This is a genomic window from Streptomyces sp. NBC_00620, from assembly GCF_026341825.1.
GTDB lineage: Bacteria > Actinomycetota > Actinomycetes > Streptomycetales > Streptomycetaceae > Streptomyces.
This window is the reverse complement of record NZ_JAPENY010000001.1, coordinates 3,954,395-3,968,790: the sequence shown is the minus strand read 5'-3', so window position 1 is coordinate 3,968,790 and position 14,396 is coordinate 3,954,395. Positions and strand designations below refer to the sequence as shown.

The window sequence follows — 14,396 nt, the reverse complement described above, 5'->3', positions numbered from 1 at the left end:
CGGCCGGCTAAACCGCGACGGGCTGCCGCTCCTCGACAAGCTCCGCCTCCGCCGCCTTCTCCTGACGGTAGGCGCGGATCGAGTACGTCAGGGCGGCAGCCCACAGCGCGTAGAGCAGTACGTAGACGGGGGTGCTGACCGCTCCGGACGCGCCGATCCAGTCGCTCTTCAGGAGCGTACGGACGTTGGTGACGATGATGATGCCGCCGACCGCGGAGCCGAGTACGCGCGGCGGTACGAGACGGACCAGCCAGGCGGCGACGGGGGCGGCGACCAGGCCGCCGAGCAGGAAGGCGAGGACCCAGCCCCAGTTGAGGCCCTGGGAGCCGAGCGAGAACAGGAACCCGAGACTCGCGGCGACCGCCACCAGGAACTCGCTGGTGTCGATCGAGCCGATCACCTTGCGCGGCTCCATCCGGCCGCTGGCAAGCAGCGCGGGCGTACCGACCGGGCCCCAGCCGCCTCCGCCCGTCGCGTCCAGGAACCCGGCGACCAGGCCGAGCGGCGCGAGGAACCGTTTGCGCAGCGGCTTGCCGAGGTTGCCCTTGGGCATGCCGCGGAAGGTGAAGCGGGACATGACGTACAGGCCGAGGCCGAACAGGATCAGGGACATGGCCGGTTCGGCCACCTCGGTCGAGAGCTTGGAGAGGACCGTCGCACCCAGGAAGGAGCCGACCGCGCCCGGTACGCCGATCTTGGCGACGACCTTCCAGTCCACGTTGCCGAAGCGCCAGTGCGAGGCGCCCGACATCAGCGTGGTGCCGATCTCGGAGAGGTGGACCGTGGCCGAGGCCAGCGCCGGGTTGGTGCCCATGGCGAGCAGCAGGGTGGTCGAGGTCACGCCGTAGGCCATGCCCAGGCTGCCGTCGACCAGCTGGGCCCCGAGGCCCGCGAGAGCCAGCAGGATGAGCGTGCGCATGGGATCCGTCCCGTCGTTCTGGCCGTCAATCCGGCCGTCGTTCCGGCCGCTCCGGCCTTTCCGGTCTTTCCTATCGATTCGATAGGGATTGACGGGACGTGACGTTAGGGGCTGAACCTGAGTACGGCCTTAGTACGGAATGAGGATGCTTCACAGACGGAACCCGGCCCTCCATCGGAGGCCCTCGCCTCCCCGGCTACCTCAGCGGGCCCGGTCCGGCTAGTGCCCCGGGACGTACGGCCCTCCGTTCGCAGGCGAATTCACGGCTACGCTCCGGCCGCCGAGCCCTCCCCCGGCCAATACCTCTGACCTGCGGTTTCCGCGCGCCGCCCGACCCCACCGCAAACCCTGTGACGGTCTCGTCGCACACGCCGCCGCAACCGCCGTACGCGGCCCGGTGTCCCTCTGCACGCCGGCCGCCCACGGGGTCGCGGCCGACGGTTTCCAGGGGGAGAACAACATGGTCAACATCACCGGCTCCAACCGCCGCGCCGCCACACTCGGACTCGCGGTCCTGTTCGCCGCGGCCGCCGTCGCCACCACCGGGTGCGGCGGGAACCCGGACACGGCCGCCCGTACGAACGCCGCCAAGTCGGCGTCTGCGACGGCCACCGGGCCTGCCGCGGTGGAGGGCAAGGCCTACGGGTACAACCCGTACATCTGGGCCACCCGCTCGCCGAGCACGATCGGCGTCTACGGCCTCGTCCTGCGCGGCCAGAGCTTCACCATCGGCGGCCAGGTGAAGATGGTCCTCTTCAAGGACGGTGGCGTGCCGGGGGTTCCGGTCTGGTACAAGACCACGACCGCGCGTTCCCTCTCCGGGCGCCACGGCGGGGCCTTCAACATCACGACCGGCCTGCTGGACTGCACCGCCTACGGCTACGCGAAGAACTCGACGCTGATGGCGCTCGACGTGACCACCAACACCTGGTCCAACAAGGCCCGCGTCTCCACGGGCTGCGGCAACTGAACAGGCATCCGAACAGCGGGGGTCAGGGGTTCTCCCAGGACGTCGGCTCCGCCGCCAGCTTCCGTACCGGTTCCGGGAGGGCGTTCGCCGCGATGTCCGCGAGTGTGACGCCCTCCAGGATCCGCCGTACGTTGGCGCGGACCGCGACCCACAGCGGCAGCAGCGGTTCGGCGGGCCCGGTGTAGGTGAGCTGGGTGGGCCGTTCGCCGCGTACCGACACGATGGGGCCGTCGACCGTACGGATGACATCCGCGACGGTGATCGCGTCGGCGGACCGGGCCAGCACATAGCCGCCGCTGCCGCCGCGCCGGCTGACGACCAGGCCGCCACGCCGGAGGTCGGCGAGGATTCCCTCCAGGAACTTGTACGGAATCACCTGCGCGGTGGCGATGACCTCGGCCTTCACCGGAGCGCCGTCGTCCTGCCGGACGGCCAGCTCCAGTAGCGCCCGTACCGCGTAATCCGCCCGCGCCGAGATCCTCATGCCACCATTGTGGGGCGAATCGCTGTGGACAATGGCCGCACCCGCGCCGCCCCTGTCCACCGGAGAACCACATGGTGTTGAGCAGACGTACCTTCAGCGCACTCGCCACGACCACCGCACTCGGCCTCACCCTGAACAGTGCCGGCGGGAGCGGCAGCGCCCACGCCGCCGGTACCGCACCCACCGGACCCGCACCCGGACCGCCCGGCGCCGACGGCCACCGGCACACCATCGGCTTCGACAAGTACTCGATGCTGATCGACGGCAGGCGCGTCGTCCTCTGGTCCGGCGAGGTCCACCCCTTCCGCCTCCCGAGCCCGTCCCTGTGGCGGGACGTCCTGCAGAAGCTGCGCGCCCACGGCTACAACGCGATCAGCATCTACGTGTCCTGGAACTACCACTCCCCCGCGCCCGGGAAGTACGACTTCACCGGCGTCCGGGACCTCGACCTGTTCCTGCGCATGGCCGCGGAGACCGGCCTGTACGTGATCCTGCGCCCGGGTCCTTACATCAACGCCGAGGTCGACGCGGGCGGTTTCCCCGGCTGGCTGACCGCGACCAAGGGCACGGCGCGGACCTCCGACCCGACCTATCTGAAGCACGTCGACGAGTGGCTGACCGTCGTCGACCGCATCGTCGCCCGGCACCTCTACAGCGACGGCGGCGGCACGGTCGTCCTCTACCAGCTGGAGAACGAGTACGCGGACCACGTCACCAGCCCCCTCGGCCGCGACTACATGGCCCACCTGTACGCCAAGGCGCGCGCCGACGGAATCGACGTGCCGCTGTTCCACAACGACAAGGGCAGGAACGGCCATTGGGCCCCCGGGACCTTCGACACCGGTGGGGAAAAGGGGCGTTACCTGTACGGCTTCGACGGGTATCCGTCGCCCTTCAAACCCCCGCCGGACTGGGGCTACTTCGGCGTCGGCGGTACGAAGGGCGGCTCGACGGCGAGTCCGCGGACCCCGGGATTCGTGCCCGAGTTCGGGGGCGGCTGGTTCGATCCGTGGGGCGGGGTGGAGTTCGGCGGCTTGGGGTACGCCGAGTCGGCCAGGACGCGTGACGCGGCGTACGAGCGGCGCTTCTACCTCACCAACCTCGCCAACGGCATCAAGATCCACAACGTCTACATGACCTTCGGCGGCACCTCCTGGGGCTGGCTGCCCGCGCCGATCGTCTACACCTCGTACGACTACGGCGCCGCCCTCGACGAGGCCCGCCGGCCGACCCCCAAGCTGATCCCGATGCACCAGATCGGGCAGCTGCTGCGTTCCGTGCCCGACCTGGCCAAGCTGGACCGGGCGAAGGCGCTCGCGGGGACGGACCCGCAGGTCAAGGTGTATCCGCTGGTCAACCCGGACACCGGCGCCCACTTCTATGTCGTACGCAATGACAGCGCGGCGGAGGTGACGACGGCGCTCCCGTTCGCGGAGCTGCCGCTCACCGTGCCCGCCCGCGACGCCCGGCTCCTCGCCACCGGGATCGCCGTCGGGCGGCGGACGCTGCGGCACTCCACCGCACAGCCGATGCTCTGGCTCTCGGCGGGACGGCAGGACATCGCCGTGCTCACAGGCCGCTCCGGCGAGCGCACCGAGACCGCGTTGGAGTGCGCGAGCGAGCCGACCGTCACCGTGCTGGAGGGGGAAGCGGTACACGAGTACGAGAGTGGCGTGCTCCGGGTCTCCACTCAACTCGACGGTCTTGTACGGGTGTTGGTGGAGGGCGGCGGCACCTCGGCACCGCTGCTGCTGCTCCTCGCCGACGACGGGACCTCCGGGCGGCTGTGGCGGTACGACACCCCGTCGGGGCCGGTACTGGTGCGCGGCCCGGCGCTGCTGCGCACCGCCACCGTGCGCGGCTCGGCCCTTCATCTCACCGGGGACACCGTGGAGGCGGCCGACCTGGAGGTCTGGGGGCCACGGGGTGTGAGCGAAGTCGTCTGGAATCAGGGCACGTTGAGGACGCTGGCCACGAAGTCCGGGAGTCTTCGGGCCGAGCAGCGGCTGCCCGGGGTGCCGGGTGTGCGGCTCCCCGAGCTGGCCAACTGGCGGCGGTCCGCGGAGAACCCGGAGTCCGAGGCCGGCTTCGACGACTCGGCGTGGCGGCTCGCGAACAGGACGTCTTCGTTCAGCACCACGCCCGTACCGGCCGGGCAGCCCGTGCTGTTCGCCGACGACTACGGCTTCCACTACGGGGACGTCTGGTACCGGGGGCACTTCGAGGGCGGCGCGGCGGAGACGGTGTCCCTCGCCTTCACCACGGGCACGCAGGGGTTGCTGATGGCGTGGCTGGACGGGAAGCCGCTGGGTACGCACCGGATGCCGGTGCCGGACAAGAAGACGGTGCGGCAAGGGACTTGGACGGACACGGCGACCTTCCCCGTCCAGGTCGACGAAGGGCCGCATGTCCTCTCCGTCCTCGTCCGCCGTATGCAGCACGACCAGGACGGCAAGGCCGACGACACGCACAAGGCGGCCCGAGGGCTGACCGCCGTGACCTTCAACGGGGCTTCTCCGGCCGTCACTTGGCGGATTCGGGGCGAGGGGGCCGCTGACCCGGTGCGCGGGCCGCTCAACAACGGCGGGCTGTACGGGGAACGCGAGGGCTGGCATCTGCCGGGGTTCGCGGACGGCGACTGGAAGGTCGTCGACTTCCCCCGGGCGGAGCGGCGGCAGGGTGTCGTCTGGTACCGGACCGGGTTCCGGCTCGCCGTCGACCCCGGCGTGGACGCCTCGATCGGGCTCACGCTCACCGACGACCCCGCCCGCGCCTACCGCGTCCAGATCTTCCTGAACGGCTGGAACATGGGCCAGTACATCAACGACGTAGGCCCCCAGCACACCTTCGTCCTGCCGAACGGGGTGCTGCGCACACGTGGAGCCAACACGCTGGCCCTCGCTGTCCTGTCCGACGGGACCACACCCTCAGGTCCCGGTGAGGTGAAGCTGACGCTGATGGGCAGCGCGGCCGGCGGAGTGCCTGTGAAGGCGGTGGACTCCCCCGGCCGCACATCCGCCTAGCCGAGCCGGATCACGTTCCAGGACAGCGGCTCCAGGACGGCGGTCAACGTGCCGTCCTGGAGGGTGGCCCCCTCGACCCGGTGCGGAGTGACCCGCTCCGGGTCGTCCAGGGTGTTGGTGGCATCCGGGTCGGCATCGGCGATCGCACTGTGCTCGACGACCGTCGTCAACCCCAGCCGGTTCAGGGCGACTTCGATCGGCAGCGGCTCGGTCTGACTGCGGTTGACCGCGAAGACGGTCACCGAGCCGTCCTCGGCGCGCACGGCGGTGGCGTGCAGCAGGTCCGCCTCGCCGTACTTCTTCGTCTCGTACGTCGGCGAGTCCACCCGTACGTCGAGGACCTCCCCGCGCCCGTACGCCGAGGCCTGCGCGAAGGGGAAGAACGTCGTCTGCCGCCAGGCCGGGCCGCCCGGCTCCGTCATGATCGGCGCGATGACGTTGACGAGCTGGGCGAGGCAGGCGACGGTCACCCGGTCGGCGTGCCGCAGCAGCGCGATGAGCAGCGAGCCGAAGACGACCGCGTCCGTGACGGAGTAGACGTCCTCCAGGATGCGCGGGGCCTCCTGCCAGTCCTCCACCGGGTGCGGGTTGGGGCGGCTCTGGTACCAGACGTTCCACTCGTCGAAGGAGAGGTTGATCTTCTTCTTCGACTTGAGGCGGGCGCCCACGTGGTCGCAGGTCGCCACCACGTTCTCGATGAAGGACTCGGTGTCGACGGCGGAGGCGAGGAAGGAGTCCCGGTCGCCGTCGGTCTCCTCGTAGTAGGCGTGCAGCGAGACGTGGTCGACGAGGTCGTACGTCTCCTGGAGCACGGTCGCCTCCCACGCGGCGAACGTCTCCATGTTCTGCCCGGAGGAGCCGCACGCGACGAGTTCGAGGTCCGGCTCGATCTGGCGCATCGCGCGTGCGGTCTCGGCGGCGAGCCGGCCGTACTCCTCGGCGGTCTTGTGCCCGGTCTGCCAGGGCCCGTCCATCTCGTTGCCCAGGCACCACAGCTTGATGCCGAACGGGTCCTTGTCCCCGTGCGCCACCCGCAGGTCCGAACGGGCGGTCCCCGAGGGGTGGTTGGCGTACTCCAGGAGCGCCAGGGCCTCGGGGACACCGCGTGTGCCGAGGTTCACGGCCATCATCGGCTCGGCCTGCGGGCCGACCTTCTTGAGGAACGCGATGTACTCGGAGAGGCCGAACCGGTTGGACTCCGTGGAGCGCCAGGCGAGGTCCAGGCGGCGGGGGCGGTCCTCGGCCGGGCCCACCGAGTCCTCCCAGTTGTAGGCGGAGACGAAGTTGCCACCGGGGTAGCGGATGGTTGTGACGCCGAGTTCACGGACCAGCTCCAGCACGTCCTGGCGCAGGCCCGCCTCGTCCGCCGACGGGTGGGCCGGCTCGAAGATGCCGGTGTAGACGCAGCGGCCGAGGTGTTCTACGAAGGATCCGAACAGGCGGGGGTTGACCTTGCCTATGGTGAAGGCGGGGTCCAGGGCGAAGTGGGCGGTGCGCATCTCTTCCTTCCGGGGGTTGAGTTTTGTCTGCGGGTTCGATTGGGCTGGTCGCGCAGTTCCCCGCGCCCCTAACGGACGCTTGGCCAGCCGTCTTTTGTCCAGCCGAGGGCGTTCAGCCCCAGCTTGGGCGTGCCTGAGTCCTCTGCGTCGTAGTAGTGGTACGCCAGCCAGTCCTGGCCTCGGTCGCGGAACACCGACTCGCCGCCCGTGCCGATGTAGCGCCCGTGGCCGGCCAGGAGGAGGTCGCCGCCGCCCTCCAACATCGGCTTGCCCGTGCTGTCGACGTAGGGGCCGGTGATCGTCGGGGACCTGCCGACCCTGATCTTGTACGTGGAGTTCACGCCCGCGCAGCACGCGTCGTACGACGCGAAGAGGTAGTAGTAGTGGCCGTGCTTGACGATGTACGGGCCTTCGACGGCGTACGGGAGGTCGGGGCGGGTTGCCAGGTGGTGGACCTTGGTGCCCTTGGCGGCCTTGCCTGTACTCGGGTCGAGTTCGATCATGCGGATGCCCGTCCAGTACGAGCCGAACGACATCCACAGCTTGCCGTCCGCGCTGATCAGGGCCGGGTCTATGGCGTTCCAGGTGTCGGTCGTCTCCGAGGTGAAGGCCTTGCCGTGGTCGGTCCAGGTGCCGGGGAGGCCGCTGTCGGACGTCGCCACGCCGATCGCGGAGTGGTTGGTGCCCCAGGACGAGACGGCGTAGTACAGCCAGTACTTGCCGGCGCGGTAGGAGATGTCCGGTGCCCACGGGTCGCCGGTGTCGTTGTACTCGTACCACCAACTCGGCGGCTTGGCGAAGGCGTTGCCCGCGTCGTCCCACTGGGTGCGGTCCTTCGACGTGCGCGCTCCGATGATGCCGCCGGTCGAGTAGGCCACGTATCCGCCGGACTTGAGATGGATGACGGTCGGGTCGTGGATGATCTGCTGGCCGGTGATCGGTTGCGGGTCCGGGTAACTCTCGGCCGCCTGCGCGGTGTTGGGCAGCAGGGCCAGGGCGGTCGCCAGGGCCGCCGCGGCAAGGCTTCTTCGCAGGGTCACTGTCCCGCCAATCCCGTGTGGGCGACACCCGCCACGATCTGCCGCTGGAAGAAGACGAAGACGATGATCAGCGGCAGGCCTGCCATCAGGCCGCCGGCCATGAGCTGGGCCCACTGGATTCCGTAGGAGTTCATGACGGTCGCGATGCCGTTCGGCATGGTCATCAGGTCGGGGTTGTTGGTCACCATGTACGGCCACAGGAAGTTGTTCCAGGACGCGATGAAGGTGAAGATGCCGACCGCGGAGAGGGACGGGCGCGAGAGCGGCACGATGATGGTGAAGAAGACGCGCCAGCGGCCCGCGCCGTCGATGAAGGCGGCCTCCTCCAGCTCCCTGGGAATGCCCTGGAAGAACTTGTAGAGGATGTAGACCATCGCGGCGGGCGCGCACTGCGGCAGGATCATGCCCCAGTAGGTGTCGACCATCCCCATCTGCTGGACCGTGGTGAACAGGGGGACACCCAGGACGGCCGGGGAGATCATCAGGCCCGCCATCACCACGCCCATCAGGACGGACTTGCCCTTGAACTCGGTGCGGGCGAAACCGTATCCGGCGAGTGCGGCGACGGTGACCACGACGGCCGTCACAAGGACCGACACCACTAGGGAGTTGACGAACCAGTTCGTGATGTTGCCGGTCTCCCAGAGGCCCTTCCAGGCCTGGCCCGTCCAGACCTTCGGCAGCCAGTGCGGCGGGATTTCGGCTGCCTCGGCCTCCGACTTGAGCGAGGTGAGCAGGGCCGCCGCGATCGGCGCCAAGAAGACGGCGGAGACGGCGACGCCGAGCAGCGTGAGGACGATCTGGCTGGGCGTCCAGGGCTTGCGGGACTTACGTACAGGGGTGGTTGTAGCCGTGGTCATCGGCCGCCCTCCTCACGGTTGCGCAGCAGCGCCATCCGCGCGAGGGCGACGGCCGCGATGATCACGAAGAAGATGATGGACATCGCGGAGGCGTAGCCCACGCGGTAGCTGGTGAAGCCCTGTTCGAGGGTGTACTGGACGAAGGAGCGGGTGCTGATCTCCGGTCCCGGTCCGAAGTCCATCATCACGACGGCCTGGTCGAAGAGCTGGAGCGAGGCGAGGATCTGGAGCGCGATCACCAGGCCGGTGATGTGGCGCAGCATCGGGAGCGTGATGTGGACCATGCGGTGCCAGGCGTTCGCGCCGTCCAGTTCGGCGGCCTCGTAGAGGTGGTCGGGAATGCCCTGGAGCGCGGCGAGGTACAGCAGGAAGCTGAAGCCCACCGTCCACCACAGCGTCGCGATGACGATGGCGAGCATCGCGTACGACTTGTCGGTCAGCCAGGGCGTGTCGAGCCCGAAGGTCTCGTTGAACAGGCCGATCCCCTGGGTGAACAGCCATTGCCACATGTTGGCCGCGACGGTCGACGGCAGCAGGAACGGCACGAAGAAGCACAGCCGCCACAGCCACTTGCCGCGCTCGATGTGGTGCGCGAGCATCGCGAGCAGGAAGGCCAGGACCGTGATGCACGGCACGACGAGCAGCGTGAAGTACGCGCTGTGGCCGAGCGCGTCCCACATCGCCTGGTCGTTCAGGGCCTCGCGGTAGTTGTCGAGGCCGACGAAGCTCGCGCTGTCGCCGGAGATGTTGGCGTCCGTGAAGCTGAGGTAGACGCCGCGCAGCAGCGGCCAGACCACGAACAGCACGAAGAGCGCCAGGAACGGGGCGACGAACCAACCCCCGTGCTGGAAGCCCTGCTTGCGGCGGACGGTCGCGGTGGCGGCGGCGGTCTTCACCCGCGCCGGTGCGATGACGGTCTCAGCACTGGTCGTCATGCGACAGCACCTCCCTGCGCTGCGGTCTTGCCGTCCATCGGGTTCTTCGATGCGAGGAGCTTGGTGAGATGGCTCTTCATCGTCCGCGCGACGGCGGCCGGCTTGGCCGAGCCCATGGTCGAGGAGACGACGACGGGGCCGAGGTCCTGGGCGAGGACGCCGGTGGAGCCCGCGAACCACACCTTGGGCTCGGTGGCCTGGTGGTCCATGGCGCTCACGTACTCGTTCTGCGGTTCCAGCTTCTTGTACGCGTCCGTGGACAGCGTCGGTGTGTACGCGGGGATGTGGCCGCCGGCCGCCCACTGCAGGGCGTGCGTGACGACGTACGCGGCCAGCTCGTGCGCGGCCTCGTTGGTGGCGCCGCCGCGCCCTGCCTGGTGCGGCAGGACGAACGCGTGCGACTCGGCGTGCGTGGCCTGCTTGCCGAAGACGGGCGGGAGCGGGGTCGCGCCGTAGTCCAGCTCGGCGCCGGAGAAGACCGGCACCGACCAGTTGCCCTCCCAGGTGAAGGGGGCGCCGTTGATGAACTGCTCGCCGGTCGGCGCGCCCGGGATGACGTACCCGTCGGTGACGTGCCGGCGGAAGAACTCCAGGACCCGGGTCGCCTTGTCGACGTCGAACAGGACTTCTGTGTTTGCGGGGTCGTCGTCGTTGAACCACCGACCGCCGAGCTGGGTGTAGAAGGCGACGAAGAACCACCACTGGAAGTTCTGGTCGTTGGTCCACAGACCGATGGTCTGCAGGCCCTTCTTCTGGACCTTCTTGGCCTTCTTCAGGACGTCGAACCACTCGCCGGTGGAGGTGACCGGGATCATCCGGCCGTCGTCGCCGAGCAGGTCCGCCTTCTTCAGTACGTCCTTGCGGTAGAAGCAGAGCTGTACGTGGATGTCGAGCGGCAGGGCGTAGAGCTTGCCGTCGATGACACCGCGGTTCCACAGCGCCGGGTTGTAGTCCTCCTTGCGTACGCCGTACTTGGCGAGGAGCTCCTCGTCCCACGGGTCGAGGAGCCGCCCCGGCGAGAAGCCCGCGACCCTGCCCATATGCATGACGCCGAGGTCCGGTGCGCGGTTGCCCGCGGCCGCCATGGCGAGCTTGGTGTAGAAGGGGTTGCCCCACTGAAGGGTGGAGTCCTTCACGTCGATGGAGGGGTTCGCCTTACGGAAGGCGTCCAGCATCGCGATCATGTTGGCGCCGTCGCCGCCGCTGAAGAGGTTCCAGTAGCGGACCCGGGTGCTCGCGCTGGACGCGAGTGCGTCCGCGCCGGTGCCGAGTGCGGCGAAGCCGAGGCTGCCCGCGACCGTCAGCCCGCCCAGGCCGGCGAGAAGGTGTCGGCGATCCAGGTCAGGTCGTCCCATGCCCTGCCCTTACTGTCGGAGATTTGTTGTCCGAACTACTCGGAATGATCTTGTTCGAGATTTCGATTAGCGCTCGTAACTTCGAACGGGACCGTAGATAGGAAGCGCTTTCTAGTCAATGGTTTGCGCAAAAACAGAAGTCCCCGACCGGCACGCGGTCGGGGACTTCAGGGAGTTCGTCGTCGGAGCGGGGCTATCCCGCGAACGCGGGCTGCGCGAGCCCCTTGCCGGCGCCGGGGACGACGAGCACCGAGCCGGAGAGCGGATGCGGTGCCTCCAGGCCCGTACGGGCTGTGGTGATGTACAGGTCGGTGAGGTCGGCGCCGCCGAACGCGCAGGCGGTGGGGCGGAGTACGGGGAGCTCGATCACTCGGTCGAGTTCCCCGTCCGGGGTGTAGCGGCGGACCGCGCCGCCGTCCCAGAGGGCCACCCAGACGCAGCCGTCGGCGTCGACGGTGAGACCGTCGGGGAAGCCCTCGTCCACCGAGGCCAACTGCCGTCTGTTGACCGGCAGTTGGTCGGCACCGACGTCGAACACGTCGATGCTGCGCGTCGGTGAGTCGATGTAGTACATCAGCCGGCCGTCGGGGCTCCAGCCGGTGCCGTTGCTGACGGCGACGTCGTCGAGGACGGTCGTCGCGGTGCCGTCGGGGGCGATCCGTGACAGGGTGCCGCCGCCCGGCGCCTCGTCGTAGCGCATGGTGCCGGTCCACAGGGAGCCGTCGGGCGCGACCGCCGCGTCGTTGCCGCGGCGGCCGGGAACGACGTCCCGGTGCAGCCAGCGGAAGCCCGTGAAGTCGTAGATCCCCACGCCGTCACGGAGGTTGACCACCAGGCCGCCGTCCGTGCGCGGCTTCGCGGCGCCCACGTGCTGCTCGGTGACCATGACCGTGCGGCGACCGGTCACCGGGTCGTACGTGTGGATCCGCGAGCCGAGGATGTCGACCCAGATCAGCCGCTGGGCGGCGGTGTCCCAGGTGGGTCCCTCCCCCAGCGTCGCGTGCTCGCGTACCGCGACCTCGACGGCCGTCATCCCACGCTCCGGTGGCCGAGCCGCTCGGACAGTTCGGCGGCGCCCTTCACGGCGAGCTGCTCGAGTTCGGTGAGGCGCTCGTCGCTCCAGCGGATCATCGGTACGGAGATGGAGAGCGCGGCGACGACCTGGCCCGTGCGGTCGCGCACCGGGGCGGCGACGCAGCTCACGTCCGGGTTGGACTCGCGGCTCTCCACGGCGATGCCCCGCTGCCGGATCTCGTCGAGGGCCACCCGCAGGGCGGCCGGCTCGGTGATGCTGTTGGGCGTCATCGCGACCAGGTCGGCGTCGTCGGGGACGCGGGACGTCAGCTCCGGATCGGGGAGCGAGGCGAGCAGCATCTTGCCGACGGAGGTGCAGTGGGCGGGCAGCCGTCGGCCCGCGGCGGACACCATGCGCACGGCGTGCGTGGAGTCCACCTTCGCGATGTAGATGACGTCGGTGCCCTCCAGGATGGCCACGTGTACGGTCTCGTCGCAGGTCTCGGCGACCGAGCGGGCGACCTGCTGGCCCTCGGCGGCGAGGTCCAGCTGCTCGGCGTACCGGCTGCCCAGCTGGTACGGCCGCACGCCGAGCCGGTAGCGTCCCGGCTGGCCGGGTACCTGCACGATGTACGAGCGGGCGGCGAGCGTGGTGACCAGTTCGTGCACGGTCGTGCGCGGCAGTTGCAGCTTGCGCACGATGTCGGGGGCGGAGAGCGTGCCGTCCCCGTCGAGGAAGAGCTCGAGTATGTCCAGAGCTCGGGTTACGGCAGGTACCAGGCGTCCCACAACCGGCCCCCTCCCTTGTGTTCGAAATTTCAACAGACGATCGGCATGGCGAACACAGGTTACTCATAGTGGTATTGGGCGGGCAATGGGTGTGCGCTGTGTGTGACCGTGGACTACCTGAGTGACGGGTGATTACCGCCCTTGGTGGTACGTGGCTACCGTCGCGTCCTGGGGTCGCCGAGCTCGCCGCGCAGGCGTTGCGCCCTGAGGACGAGCTCCAGCTCGAAGCGGCGGTCCGGGTGGTCGACCTCGTCGCCCCACAGTTCCCGTATCTGGCGCAGGCGGTAGCGGACCGTCTGGGGGTGGACGCCGAGACGGGCCGCGACCTCCGGGGCGCCACCGCGCGTTTCCAGCCACGCGAGCAGGGTCTCGGCGAGGCGGCGCCCATGGGTGGGGCCGCAGTGGGCGAGCGGGGCGAGGCAGCGCAGGGCGAGGTCGTCGATGAGTTCCTCGGGCTGGAGGAGGACCAGGGCCTCGGTGTGTTCCGTGCAGTGCAGGACCTCGCCTGCGGGGAGCAGGCGCCGTTCCATGAGGCGTACGGCGGCCTCCGCCCAGCGCAGCGACTTCGCCGCGTCGGCGAGCGGCACCGGGGGGCCGATGGCGCCGGACCAGCCGGTCAGTGCGCGGTGCAGCAGTTCGGGGCGGCCCGCGGCGTCCGGCTCGGGTACGACCATGCGGGGCTGCTCGTACTCCATGTCGAGCAGCACGCCCTGGCCCACGGCGGGTGCGACGGCCTCGCGGGCGGGGCGCAGCAGTACCCCGACGGCCACCTTCTCGGGGAGCGGCCAGCCGATGCGGGCGGCACGTTCGCCGAGTGCCTCGGCGGGGTCGCCGCGGTGGTGTTCGGCGAGCAGCAGCTCCATCAGGCGGCGCTGGAGGCGCAGGCGCTCGCCGGCCTGGCGGGCGGCGGCCTCGGCGTAGCCCCGTACGGACTGGTCGACCAGGCCGTCCAGGTACTCGTATCCGGCGTCGACGAGTTCGTACATCGCCGGTGGCGGGATCTCGACCCGCTGCCCGATCTCGGCGAAGCGGCGCCAGGCGAGCCGGACGCCGAGCCGGTAGATCGCTTGGAGCGAGTCGAGGCTGCGGCCGTTCAGGCCCTCGCCGCGGCCGAACTCCTGGAAGACCTCGGGGTGCACGCGGGGGCGGCCCTCGGCGGTCTCCAGGTGCTGCACGAAGACCTCGATGGCGCGCCGGATGCCGATCAGCGCCATGGGCTCGCCCGAGTCGTCGAGGAAGACGGGCAGCTGCGGGTACTCGTGCCGGATCTCCTGAAGGATCTCCTCGGCGAGCACCGGCGCCTCGGCCATCGCGAGCGCCGCGAACTGGCGCACCTGGAGCCGGGGGACGTCCCGCCAGGCCGAGCGCGTCGGAACGGCCCCCGGGCGGGGGGTCGCATCGGCGCTCCCGCGCACGGCCGACGGTGGGGTCGCATCACCGCCGCCTCGCACGGGCGGTGGCGGGGTGACGTCGGCGCTCCCCCGCATGGGCGACGGTGGGCTCACGTC

Annotated in this window: 12 protein-coding genes; 2 read left to right on the top strand and 10 right to left on the bottom strand. The window is 69.8% G+C overall.

Annotation, left to right across the window (positions count from 1 at the left end; all coding sequences use genetic code 11):
• Positions 1-7: 7 nt before the first annotated feature.
• Positions 8-919: a sulfite exporter TauE/SafE family protein gene (locus tag OG246_RS18170; RefSeq protein ID WP_266463112.1), complete on the bottom strand. Its 912-nt coding sequence runs from the start codon at positions 917-919 to the stop codon at positions 8-10.
• A 397-nt stretch (positions 920-1,316) separates the two neighbouring features.
• On the opposite strand from OG246_RS18170, the gene OG246_RS18165 reads away from it, so the two are divergent.
• On the top strand, positions 1,317-1,889 hold the full coding sequence (locus tag OG246_RS18165) for a hypothetical protein (protein ID WP_266463110.1): 573 nt from the start codon (positions 1,317-1,319) through the stop codon (positions 1,887-1,889).
• 22 nt (positions 1,890-1,911) lie between these two features.
• Here the strand turns inward: OG246_RS18165 and OG246_RS18160 are convergent, their stop codons facing one another.
• A complete protein-coding gene (locus OG246_RS18160; RefSeq protein WP_266463108.1) occupies positions 1,912-2,373 on the bottom strand; it encodes an Rrf2 family transcriptional regulator in 462 nt (153 codons plus the stop codon).
• A 71-nt stretch (positions 2,374-2,444) separates the two neighbouring features.
• On the opposite strand from OG246_RS18160, the gene OG246_RS18155 reads away from it, so the two are divergent.
• The gene (locus OG246_RS18155) at positions 2,445-5,396 is read left to right on the top strand and encodes a beta-galactosidase (RefSeq protein WP_266463105.1); all 2,952 of its coding nucleotides are present in this window, start codon (positions 2,445-2,447) and stop codon (positions 5,394-5,396) included.
• On the opposite strand, the gene OG246_RS18150 is transcribed toward OG246_RS18155, so the two are convergent.
• The 8 genes from OG246_RS18150 to OG246_RS18115 form a co-directional block, all read right to left on the bottom strand.
• The gene (locus OG246_RS18150) at positions 5,393-6,895 is read right to left on the bottom strand and encodes an alpha-N-arabinofuranosidase (RefSeq protein WP_266463102.1); all 1,503 of its coding nucleotides are present in this window, start codon (positions 6,893-6,895) and stop codon (positions 5,393-5,395) included. The two genes, OG246_RS18155 and OG246_RS18150, sit on opposite strands and share 4 nt — an antisense overlap.
• Positions 6,896-6,963: 68 nt before the next feature.
• The gene (locus OG246_RS18145; RefSeq protein WP_266463099.1) at positions 6,964-7,935 is read right to left on the bottom strand and encodes an arabinan endo-1,5-alpha-L-arabinosidase; all 972 of its coding nucleotides are present in this window, start codon (positions 7,933-7,935) and stop codon (positions 6,964-6,966) included.
• A complete protein-coding gene (locus tag OG246_RS18140) occupies positions 7,932-8,795 on the bottom strand; it encodes a carbohydrate ABC transporter permease (protein ID WP_266463096.1) in 864 nt (287 codons plus the stop codon). The genes OG246_RS18145 and OG246_RS18140 overlap by 4 nt, the downstream gene beginning before the upstream one ends.
• Entirely contained in the window at positions 8,792-9,730 is a 939-nt protein-coding gene (locus tag OG246_RS18135; RefSeq protein ID WP_266463093.1) for a carbohydrate ABC transporter permease, read from the bottom strand. The genes OG246_RS18140 and OG246_RS18135 overlap by 4 nt, the downstream gene beginning before the upstream one ends.
• Entirely contained in the window at positions 9,727-11,085 is a 1,359-nt protein-coding gene (locus OG246_RS18130; RefSeq protein WP_266463090.1) for an extracellular solute-binding protein, read from the bottom strand. The genes OG246_RS18135 and OG246_RS18130 overlap by 4 nt, the downstream gene beginning before the upstream one ends.
• Before the next feature lie 193 nt (positions 11,086-11,278).
• The gene (locus OG246_RS18125; RefSeq protein ID WP_266463087.1) at positions 11,279-12,118 is read right to left on the bottom strand and encodes an SMP-30/gluconolactonase/LRE family protein; all 840 of its coding nucleotides are present in this window, start codon (positions 12,116-12,118) and stop codon (positions 11,279-11,281) included.
• Entirely contained in the window at positions 12,115-12,888 is a 774-nt protein-coding gene (locus OG246_RS18120; protein ID WP_266463084.1) for an IclR family transcriptional regulator, read from the bottom strand. The genes OG246_RS18125 and OG246_RS18120 overlap by 4 nt, the downstream gene beginning before the upstream one ends.
• Before the next feature lie 155 nt (positions 12,889-13,043).
• A complete protein-coding gene (locus OG246_RS18115; protein ID WP_266463081.1) occupies positions 13,044-14,393 on the bottom strand; it encodes a helix-turn-helix domain-containing protein in 1,350 nt (449 codons plus the stop codon).
• Between the last annotated feature and the right edge of the window lie 3 nt (positions 14,394-14,396).

What these genes read in the sequence shown, in the direction of transcription:
- OG246_RS18170 (WP_266463112.1), bottom strand. Translation starts at nt 919, where the DNA reads ATGCGCACGCTCATCCTGCTGGCTCTCGCGGGCCTCGGGGCCCAGCTG.
- OG246_RS18160 (WP_266463108.1), bottom strand. Translation starts at nt 2,373, where the DNA reads ATGAGGATCTCGGCGCGGGCGGATTACGCGGTACGGGCGCTACTGGAG.
- OG246_RS18155 (WP_266463105.1), top strand. Translation starts at nt 2,445, where the DNA reads ATGGTGTTGAGCAGACGTACCTTCAGCGCACTCGCCACGACCACCGCA.
- OG246_RS18150 (WP_266463102.1), bottom strand. Translation starts at nt 6,895, where the DNA reads ATGCGCACCGCCCACTTCGCCCTGGACCCCGCCTTCACCATAGGCAAG.
- OG246_RS18140 (WP_266463096.1), bottom strand. Translation starts at nt 8,795, where the DNA reads ATGACCACGGCTACAACCACCCCTGTACGTAAGTCCCGCAAGCCCTGG.
- OG246_RS18135 (WP_266463093.1), bottom strand. Translation starts at nt 9,730, where the DNA reads ATGACGACCAGTGCTGAGACCGTCATCGCACCGGCGCGGGTGAAGACC.
- OG246_RS18130 (WP_266463090.1), bottom strand. Translation starts at nt 11,085, where the DNA reads ATGGGACGACCTGACCTGGATCGCCGACACCTTCTCGCCGGCCTGGGC.
- OG246_RS18125 (WP_266463087.1), bottom strand. Translation starts at nt 12,118, where the DNA reads ATGACGGCCGTCGAGGTCGCGGTACGCGAGCACGCGACGCTGGGGGAG.